This is a genomic window from uncultured Sphingomonas sp., assembly GCF_913778135.1.
GTDB lineage: Bacteria > Pseudomonadota > Alphaproteobacteria > Sphingomonadales > Sphingomonadaceae > Sphingomonas.
On sequence record NZ_CAJYVU010000139.1, the window covers coordinates 1 to 9,569 of the forward strand.

Sequence of the window (9,569 nt, forward strand, 5' to 3'; positions counted from 1 at the left end):
GGGCGCTCGACTACCGACATAGGTGGAAAGGGCGATGCCTGTTCGGGCAGCGCCCGACAGGAGTAAGTAACCGATGCCTTCTTTCGCCAGCGCTCTCGAGACCACGCTGCACAAGGCGCTCGAGGCCGCGTCCTCGCGTCGCCACGAATATGCGACGCTGGAGCACCTTCTGCTCGCACTGATCGACGACGAGCACGCCAGCCAGGTGATGGCCGCTTGCGGGGTCGACACGGGTGAGCTGAAGACCACCGTCGCGCACTACCTCGACACCGAACTCGGCGCGTTGAAGGTCGACGCCGCGACTGATCCGTCGCCCACCAGCGGTTTTCAGCGCGTCGTCCAGCGCGCGATCCTCCACGTCCAGTCGTCGGGCCGCGACGAGGTGACGGGCGCCAACGTGCTCGTCGCATTGTTCAGCGAGCGCGAGAGCTACGCGGTCTATTTCCTCCAGCAGCAGGACATGAGCCGGCTGGATGCGGTCAGCTACATCAGCCACGGCGTTGGCAAGGGCAACGCCACCCCGGAGGCGACCAGCGTGAAGGGTGCGGAGGAAGAAAAGAAGGAAAAGGCCGAGGGCGGGAAGAAGGGCGAGAGCGCGCTCAAGCAGTTCACCGTCGACCTAAACGAGAAGGCGAAGACCGGCAAGGTCGACCCGCTGATCGGGCGTTCGGCCGAGGTCGACCGCACGGTGCAGATCCTGTGCCGCCGTTCCAAGAACAACCCGCTCTACGTCGGTGATCCGGGTGTCGGAAAGACTGCGATCGCGGAAGGCTTGGCGCGCAAGATCGTCGAGGGCGACGTGCCCGAGGTGTTGCTGCCCGCGGTGATCTACTCGCTCGACATGGGCGCGCTGCTCGCGGGGACGCGCTACCGCGGCGATTTCGAGGAGCGGTTGAAGGCGGTCGTCAACGAGCTGGAGAAGATGCCCGACGCGGTGCTCTTCATCGACGAGATCCATACGGTTATCGGCGCGGGGGCGACATCGGGCGGAGCCATGGACGCATCGAACCTGCTCAAGCCCGCATTGTCGGGCGGCACGATCCGCTGCATCGGCTCGACCACCTACAAGGAGTTCCGCAACCACTTCGAGAAGGACCGCGCGCTGCTGCGCCGGTTCCAGAAGATCGACGTCAACGAGCCGTCGGTCGAGGATACGATCAAGATCCTCGCCGGGCTGCGTTCGGCATTCGAGACGCATCACTCGGTCAAGTACACGCCCGAGGCGATCAAGTCGGCGGTGGAGCTGTCCGCGCGCTACATCAACGACCGCAAGCTGCCCGACAAGGCGATCGACGTGATCGACGAGGTCGGCGCGATGCAGATGCTGGTGGCGCCGAACAAGCGCAAGAAGACGATCACCGCCAAGGAGATCGAGCAGGTCATCGCCACGATGGCGCGCATCCCGCCGAAGTCGGTGTCGACCGACGACAAGAAGGTGCTCGAGCATCTCGAAACCGACCTGAAGCGCGTCGTGTTCGGGCAGAATGCCGCGATCGAGAAGCTGTCGTCGGCGATCAAGCTGGCGCGCGCGGGCCTGCGCGAGCCGGAGAAGCCGATCGGCAACTATCTGTTCTCGGGTCCAACGGGCGTCGGCAAGACCGAGGTGGCGAAGCAGCTGGCGACGATCCTGGGCATTCCGCTCCAGCGGTTCGACATGTCGGAGTATATGGAGCGGCACTCGGTCAGCCGGCTGATCGGTGCGCCTCCGGGCTATGTCGGGTTCGACCAGGGCGGTCTCCTTACCGACGCGGTCGATCAGAACCCGCACTGCGTGCTACTGCTCGACGAGATCGAGAAGGCGCACCCCGACCTGTTCAACATCCTGTTGCAGGTGATGGACAACGGGCGTCTGACCGATCAGCACGGCAAGACGGTCGATTTCCGCAACACGATCCTGATCATGACGACCAATGCGGGCGCCAGCGACATGGCGCGCGAGACGGTCGGCTTCGGTAATCTTACCCGCGAGGGTGAGGACGAGCAGGCGGTGCAGCGGATGTTCACGCCCGAGTTCCGCAACCGATTGGATGCGGTGGTGCCGTTCGGTTACCTGCCGCCCGAGGTGGTCGCGCGCGTGGTAGACAAGTTCATCCTCCAGCTGGAACTGCAGCTCGCCGACCGCGACGTCCACATCAAGCTGGATGACGAGGCGAAGACGTGGCTGACGACGAAGGGGTATGACAAGCTTTACGGCGCGCGCCCGATGGGCCGGTTGATCCAGGAGAAGATCAAGCAGCCGCTCGCCGAGGAACTGTTGTTCGGCAAGCTGGTCCACGGCGGCGAGGTCACGGTTAAGCTCAAGGACAATGCGCTTGCCTTCACGATCGAGCCGGCGGCGCCCAAGCCCAAGAAGAAGGGCGGCAAGGCGGCGACCGTCAAGGCGTGAACCGCGACTAGCGATGAGTGACATGGACTCCGGCCGGGTGACTGGCCGGGGTTTTGTTTTGCGGGTGGTCCCTCGCTGCCGTCGTGCCGCCGAGTAGGAGGGGCGGGGGCCTACCGACAACGATCGGGGTAGGTAGGGGCGAGAGTTGCCCGGCAGATCAGCCGGTGAGCGCCTCGGTGAAGTGGCGGCGACATAGCGCGACGTAGCGGTCGTTGCCGCCGATCTCGGTCTGCTGCCCCTGCGCGATCGGGCTTCCGGAGCTGTCGACGCGCAGGTTCATCGTCGCCTTGCGCCCGCAGGCGCAGACCGACTTGATCTCGACGAGCGAGTCGGCGAGCGCGAGCAGGCGCGCCGAGCCGGGAAAGAGCTGTCCCTGAAAGTCGGTGCGCAGGCCATAGGCGAGCACCGGCACGCCGAGCGTGTCGGCGAGCCAGGCGAGCTGGTCGACCTGCGCGTCTGTGAGGAACTGCGCCTCGTCGACCAATACGCAGGCGATGGGTGTGTGGGCGTGCTGCGCCGCCACCTGCGCGGCGATGTCGGTCGAGGTGTCGAACGGTGTCGCGGGCGCGGAGAGGCCAATGCGCGAGGTGATCGTGCCCGCGGCGAAGCGGTCGTCGATCGCGGCGGTGAACAGCATCGTCGCCATGCCCCGCTCGCGGTAGTTGAAGTCGGCCTGGAGCAGATTGGTCGACTTGCCCGCGTTCATGCTAGCGTAGTAAAAATAGAGCTTGGCCACGGCGTGCAGCTTATTCGTCGTCGTTCAGGTCGCGCGCAACCTCTGGACGGCGCAGCAGCGCGTCGATGTGACTGCCCTCGTCGAAGCTCTCATCCGCCAAGAACTTGAGTTTGGCGGCGTATTTGTTCTGCACGCGGTGCGCGACCTCGCGCTGAAGATAGGCGGTGTTGGTGCGCAGCGCCTTCAGCACCGCCTCCTCGTCGAGGCCGAGCAGCGGCTTCACGAACACGGTCGCGTGGCGAAGGTCCGGCGACATGCGTACTTCGGTTACGCTGACCATGTGCTTTGCCAGCGTCTCGTCATGCACGTCGCCGCGTTGCAGGATCTCCGACAGGACGTGGCGGACCTGCTCGCCGACGCGCAGCGTGCGGACGGATTTCTCGGGCTTGTCGTCGTTCTTCATTTCACACTCTTCATCGCCACGAGCACAGCTTCACCGAGCTGCCGCGTGTTCCGAAACCCGCCATTAGCATTACGCAGGTCAACGCCAAGTGTCGCCGCGAGCATACGGAGCGCCGGCATCGCGGTCGCGAGTTCCACGTCGTCGTCCAGCACTCGCACGGTCCCGCTGTCATCTTGGCGAACCATCCAGCGGTCATGAGCGGCCTCGGCGAGGATCGCCTGATCGTCCACGTTGCGCACGGGGGGTACGCGGAGGTCGGATCGGGAAATCGACTTCGCCGTTCGCAAGGTATCGCAGATGATGATCGAAGTCGGCACGGAGCACGGCGTAGCCGCGCTGGTTGACCGCACCCGCGGATCAGCATGGCGGCGTAGAGCTCACCAATGCGTCCGGTCAGGTGCCGAAGCTCGGCAAGCGGTGCGCCCCAGTCGAGTTCCTTTTCGAGCCAGCCGAGCGCCTCGCCGAGCGAGCGGATGATCTGTGTCTGTGACAGCATCCGCCCGCTCGGGCGCGCTTACAGCGTGCGTTCGCGCAGTTCGACCTCGTAGGTTTCCAGATAGTCGCCCGCCTTGATGTCGGTAAAGTTCTGCGTGAACGTGACACCGCACTCCAGACCGGCGCGAACCTCGGGCACGTCGTCCTTGAAGCGACGAAGCGACGCGATCTCGCCCTGGTAGATGATGACATCCTGGCGCGTGATGCGCGCCTTGAGCGACTTGCGGATGACACCGTCGGTAACGAGCAGACCCGCCGCGCGACCGTGCTTGCCGGCCGAGAAGACCTCGCGAATCTCGGCGCGGCCGACGACGGTCTCGAACGCCTCCGGTCCGAGTTCGCCCGCCATGCCGGCGCGGATCTCGTCGATCAGGTCGTAGATGACGTCGTAATATTTCAACGCCACCTTCTGCCGCTCGGCGATCTCGCGTGCCTTGGCGTTCGCGCGGACGTTGAAGCCGATGATCGGCGCGCCCGACGCGCCCGCGAGCGTCACGTCGCTCTCGGTGATGCCACCGACACCCGAGTGCAGCACGCGCGCACGGATGAGATCGGTCGAGATCTTGTTGATCGACGCGACGATCGCCTCGACCGTTCCCTGCGTGTCCGCCTTGACGACGAGCGGATACTCGATCGCCTTGTTGGCGGCGAGCGCGGAGAACATGCTCTCCAGGCTCGCAGGCGCAGTAGTGGTGCGCTTCTGCGTCAGCACGCCTTGGCGGTATTCCGCCACTTCGCGCGCGCGCTGCTCGTTCTCGACCACCTGCAACTGGTCGCCCGCCGACGGCGTGCCGGTAATGCCGAGCACCTCGACCGGCATCGAGGGACCGGCATTCTTCAGCTGGCGACCCTTGTCGTCAACGATCGCACGAACCTTGCCGCTCTCTGCGCCGACGACGAACACGTCGCCGACCTTGAGCGTGCCGCGCGTGACGAGCACGGTCGCGACCGGACCGCGGCCCTTGTCGAGCTTCGCCTCGACCACGCTGCCCTCAGCGTCGCGGTCGGGATTGGCGCGCAGCTCAAGCAGCTCGGCCTGGAGCTGGATCTTGGCGATCAGCTCATCGAGCCCGGTCTTCTTGAGCGCGGAGACTTCGACGTCCTGCGTCTCGCCGCCCATCGCCTCGACCTGGATGTCGTGTTCGAGCAGACGCTCGCGCACGCGCTGCGGGTTGGCGTCGTGCTTGTCGACCTTGTTGATCGCCACGATCATCGGCTTTCCCGCCGCCTTGGTGTGGTTGATCGCCTCGATCGTCTGCGGCATCAGCCCGTCGTCGGCCGCGACCACCAACACGACGATGTCGGTGACATCGGCGCCGCGCGCACGCATGGCGGTGAACGCCTCATGACCCGGCGTGTCGAGGAAGGTGACCTTCGACTTGTCCTTGAGCGTCACCTGATACGCGCCGATGTGCTGCGTGATGCCGCCGGCCTCGCCGCGCACCACATCGGTGCCGCGCAGCGCGTCGAGCAGGCTTGTCTTGCCGTGGTCGACGTGGCCCATGATCGTGACCACCGGCGGACGCGGCTGCAGATCACCTTCCGCATCGGGCGCGGTGTCGAGCGCGAGGTCGATGTCGCTGTCGGACACGCGGACGATGTTGTGGCCGAATTCGGTCACCAGCAGCTCGGCGGTGTCCTGATCGATCGACTGCGTCATCGTGACGGGCATGCCCATCTTGAACAGCGCCTTCACGAGATCAGCACCACGCTCCGCCATGCGGTTGGCGAGCTCCTGCACCGTGATGACCTCGGGCACCTGCACGTCGCGGACCTGCTTGGCCTGCGGCTCGCGCGGGCCGCCGAAGCCACGCTTTTCCTTCTCGCGTGCACGCTTCAACGCGGCGAGGCTGCGCGCGCGGGCGCCGTCCTCGTTCAACGCGCGGGTGACGGTCAGCTTGCCGCCGCGACGCTCGTCCGACTTGCGGTCGCGCTGCTGCGGACGGGCCGCGGTCGCACCGCGCGCCGCCATCGTGCCCGCGGGCATCGCGCGCGGCGTGTTGACGCCGCCGCCCGACGCGGGCTGCGACGGCGTGGCGGCAGCCGCCGGCTTCGGCTCGGGCTTGGGCTGCGGCTTGGGAATGTCGGGACGCGCGACCGGCGAGAAACGACGCGGCGCGGGCATCGACGGATCGCGACCGAGCTCGATCGTCGGACGCGGCGCGGGTGCGGGCGTCGGAGCAGGTGCGGGGGTAGGCGCAGGCGTCGGCGCAGGAACGGGTGCTGCCGCCTCGACCGGAGCGGGTGTGGGCGTCGCCTCAGCGGCCGGAGCCGGGGTCGGCTCGGGTGCGGGTTCGGGCGCCGGCCGCGTTTCACGCACGACCGGGCGGAAGCCGCGCGCGCCCATCGGCGTCGCGACAGTCGGCGCAGGCGCTGCCTCGGGAGCAGGCGCGGGTGCGGGAGCAGGGGTCGGCTCGGGCTCGGGAGCAGGGGCGGGCGGGGCAGCCTGCGCTTCCGCCTCGGCACGGCGCTTCTCTTCGGCGCGCAAGCGCTCGGCCTCGGCGGCGTGCTGACGCTCGCTGTCCTGGCGGCGGCGCGTTTCCTCCAGCGCGTGCATGCGCTGTTCCTCGGCCTCGCGCAGCAGACGCGACTGGCGCTCCTGCGCGGTCTCGTTGCTGACCGGCGCGCGCGGCGGTGCGGCCTGCGGCTGCGGTGCAGCAGGCGCGGGTGCCGGCGTCGGCTCGGGCGCCGGGGTCTGCTCGGCCGCACCCTGCGGACCGAGCACGCGGCGACGCTTCACCTCGACCACTACCGTATTGCTACGGCCGTGGCTGAAGCTCTGCTTCACCTTGCCGGTCTCGACCGTGCGCTTCAGCCCCAGGGGCGCGCGCATTCCGAGTTTCGGCTTGTCGTTGTCGGTCTCGCTCACTCAAATTCCTCGTTCATCGTCACGGCCGTAGGCGCCAGGTTCGAGGCAAGCTCGGGACCGGGCGCCGATGCGCCTTGCGAGGCCGTTTCGCAAGGTGCCGGGATAGGATCAGGGCCGATAAAGTGCAGCCAGCGACCGAGCGCTTCGCCCAGTCGATCGGCCGCCGTGCGGTCGGTGACGCCGATATGTACCACATTTTCGCGGCCCAGCGCCAACGACAATATGGGGCGCGCGACGGGAAGAACCAGACCCTTAAGGTCGCTTCCCTCACGATCGGAGCCGACGCGCCATGCCTGCGCGAGCTTGCGCGCGCCGTCCTCGCCCGCGTCGGCGGCATGATAAAGCGCACGAAGTTGCCCGCCACGCGCCGCATTCTCGATCCGCTCCGCGCCGGTCAGCAGGTGGCCTGCACGTGCCTCAAGCCCCAAGCGGTCGAGTGCGTTCTTCTCCAGTGCGGTCGCGATCTGCTGCGGCAGCGTGTCGGAAACCTGCACGTCGTTCGACTTGAATGCGCGGGCGAGCGCGCCGCGAAGACGGCCCTTGGCATAGGCCTGTTCGAGTTCGCCACGCGTCACCCCGATCCAGGCACCGCGACCCGGCGCCTTCGCGCGCACGTCGGGGTAGACCAGATTGTCGGGGCCGAGCACCAGCCGCACCAGCGCGTGCTGCAGCGCACGATCGCGGGTCAGGATGCAGGAGCGGGTGGGCCCGCTTATCGCCTCATGGTCGGGGTTCCGCATGCGCGTCTCCCTTGGCGATGGTCGACGGGGCTGGCGAGTCGCGATCGGCGATCAGCTGCCCGCCCGCACCGTAATTTTCCGTGCTGACTTCCTCGATCACGACCTGCACCGCGGCCGGGTTCTTGCCCAGCCGCGTGACCAGCGAGGATGTGACATCAGCCACGATCCCCGCTTTCTGATCGCGGGTCGCACTGCCCGCCAGTCGGATCGACACGAACGGCATCAGTCGCGCGCAGCCTCTTCGGCTTCGGGCTCGGCGTTCTCGCTCGCGGATGCCGGCTCGTCCTCGAACCAGTGCGCGCGCGCGGCCATGATCATCTCGTTGCCCTGCTCCTCGGAGAGGCCATAGGCACCGAGCACGCCGCCCTTGTGCTCCGGACGCTTGGGCGCGTCGTCGTTGCGGCGGCGCGGCTCCTGGCGCTTCTTCTCGATCAGCTCGTCGGTGGCGAGGTCGGCGAGATCGTCGAGCGTCTTGATGCCCGCCTTGCCGAGCGTGACGAGCATCGCTTCGGTCATATAGGGCAGCTCGGCGAGCGCGTCCTCGACACCGAGCGCACGGCGCTCCTCACGCTGCGCGGTCTCGCGCCGCTCCAGCGCTTCCTGCGCGCGGCTCTGCAGCTCCTGCGCGAGATCCTCGTCGAAGCCTTCGATGCCCGCCAGCTCGTCGAGCTCGACATAGGCGACTTCCTCGAGCTCGCTGAACCCTTCGGCGACGAGCAGCTGCGCAAGCGTTTCATCGACGTCGAGCTCGTTCTGGAACGTGTCGCTGTTCTTGACGAACTCGGCCTGACGCTTCTCGCTCGAGTCGGTTTCGGTCAGGATGTCGATCGCCTTGGCGGTCAGCTGCGAGGCGAGGCGGACGTTCTGGCCGCGGCGACCGATCGCGAGGGAAAGCTGATCGTCGGGCACGACCACCTCGATCCGGTCGTCTTCCTCGTCGATCAGCACGCGCGCGACATTCGCCGGCTGAAGCGCGTTGACGACGAAGGTAGCGGTGTCGGGCGACCAGGGAATGATGTCGATCTTCTCGCCCTGCATCTCCTGCACGACCGCCTGGACGCGGCTGCCCTTCATGCCGACGCAGGCGCCGACGGGATCGATCGAGGAATCGTGAGAGATGACGCCGATCTTCGCGCGGCTGCCCGGGTCGCGGGCCGCGGCCTTGATCTCGATGATGCCGTCGTAGATTTCGGGCACTTCCTGCGCGAACAGCTTCTTCATGAAATCGGGGTGCGCGCGTGACAGGAAAATCTGCGGCCCGCGGTTCTCACGCACGACCTTCAGGATCAGCGAGCGGATGCGGTCGTTGACGCGCACCACCTCGCGCGGGATCTGCGCGTCACGGCGGATCACGCCCACGGCGCGGCCGAGGTCGACGACGATGTGGCCGAACTCAACGCGTTTAACGACGCCGGTGATGATCTCACCCGCGCGGTCCTTGAACTCCTCATACTGGCGCTCGCGCTCGGCGTCGCGCACCTTCTGGAAGATCGTCTGCTTGGCGGCCTGCGCCTGGATGCGGCCGAACTCGATCGGCGGCAGCGGATCGACGAGGAAGTCGCCGAGCTGCGCGCCGTCCTGCAGCTTCTGCGCGCCCTTCAGGTCAACCTGCTTGTAGATGTCGTCAACCAGCTCGACCACCTCGACGACGCGCCACAGCCGCAGGTCGCCGTTGTTCGGGTCCAGCTTCGCGCGGATGTCCATTTCCTGGCCGTAACGCGTGCGCGCGGCGCGCTGGATCGCGTCTTCCATCGCTTCGATGACGATCGCCTTGTCGATCATCTTCTCCGAAGCGACCGAATTGGCGATCGCGATCAGCTCCGCACGATTGGCGGTGACGCCGGTGGCCATCAGTGGGTTTCCTCTTCTTCGCCGTCCGCTTCAGCGGCGGTATCGTGAATCTCTTCTTCCGCGCCCTCCATCGAGAGCGGGACGGTGGC

At 66.9% G+C, this 9,569-nt stretch carries 8 protein-coding genes; 1 reads left to right on the plus strand and 7 read right to left on the minus strand.

Annotation, left to right across the window (positions count from 1 at the left end; genetic code table 11):
• The first annotated feature begins 73 nt into the window (after positions 1–73).
• The gene (gene clpA, locus QZ847_RS12740; protein WP_294357025.1) at positions 74–2,386 is read left to right on the plus strand and encodes an ATP-dependent Clp protease ATP-binding subunit ClpA; all 2,313 of its coding nucleotides are present in this window, start codon (positions 74–76) and stop codon (positions 2,384–2,386) included.
• A 157-nt stretch (positions 2,387–2,543) separates the two neighbouring features.
• Here clpA and QZ847_RS12745 read toward each other — a convergent pair whose 3' ends face one another.
• The 7 genes from QZ847_RS12745 to nusA form a co-directional block, all read right to left on the minus strand.
• Positions 2,544–3,122, minus strand: a complete 579-nt coding sequence (locus QZ847_RS12745; RefSeq protein ID WP_294191556.1) for a thymidine kinase — start codon at positions 3,120–3,122, stop codon at positions 2,544–2,546.
• A gap of 10 nt (positions 3,123–3,132) precedes the next feature.
• Complete coding sequence (gene rbfA / locus QZ847_RS12750; RefSeq protein WP_294357027.1) at positions 3,133–3,525, minus strand: 30S ribosome-binding factor RbfA; 393 nt, start codon at positions 3,523–3,525, stop codon at positions 3,133–3,135.
• The gene (locus tag QZ847_RS12755) at positions 3,522–3,842 is read right to left on the minus strand and encodes a hypothetical protein (RefSeq protein WP_294357028.1); all 321 of its coding nucleotides are present in this window, start codon (positions 3,840–3,842) and stop codon (positions 3,522–3,524) included. The genes rbfA and QZ847_RS12755 overlap by 4 nt, the downstream gene beginning before the upstream one ends.
• A 197-nt stretch (positions 3,843–4,039) precedes the next feature.
• Complete coding sequence (infB, locus tag QZ847_RS12760) at positions 4,040–6,889, minus strand: translation initiation factor IF-2 (RefSeq protein WP_294357030.1); 2,850 nt, start codon at positions 6,887–6,889, stop codon at positions 4,040–4,042.
• The gene (locus tag QZ847_RS12765) at positions 6,886–7,629 is read right to left on the minus strand and encodes a DUF448 domain-containing protein (RefSeq protein ID WP_294357032.1); all 744 of its coding nucleotides are present in this window, start codon (positions 7,627–7,629) and stop codon (positions 6,886–6,888) included. The genes infB and QZ847_RS12765 overlap by 4 nt, the downstream gene beginning before the upstream one ends.
• Complete coding sequence (locus tag QZ847_RS12770) at positions 7,610–7,852, minus strand: 4-oxalocrotonate tautomerase family protein (RefSeq protein ID WP_294192074.1); 243 nt, start codon at positions 7,850–7,852, stop codon at positions 7,610–7,612. Before QZ847_RS12770 ends, QZ847_RS12765 begins: the two co-directional genes overlap by 20 nt.
• Positions 7,852–9,480 (minus strand): transcription termination factor NusA, encoded by a 1,629-nt coding sequence (nusA, locus tag QZ847_RS12775; RefSeq protein ID WP_294357033.1) that lies wholly within the window; start codon positions 9,478–9,480, stop codon positions 7,852–7,854. The genes QZ847_RS12770 and nusA overlap by 1 nt, the downstream gene beginning before the upstream one ends.
• Positions 9,481–9,569 lie beyond the last annotated feature (89 nt).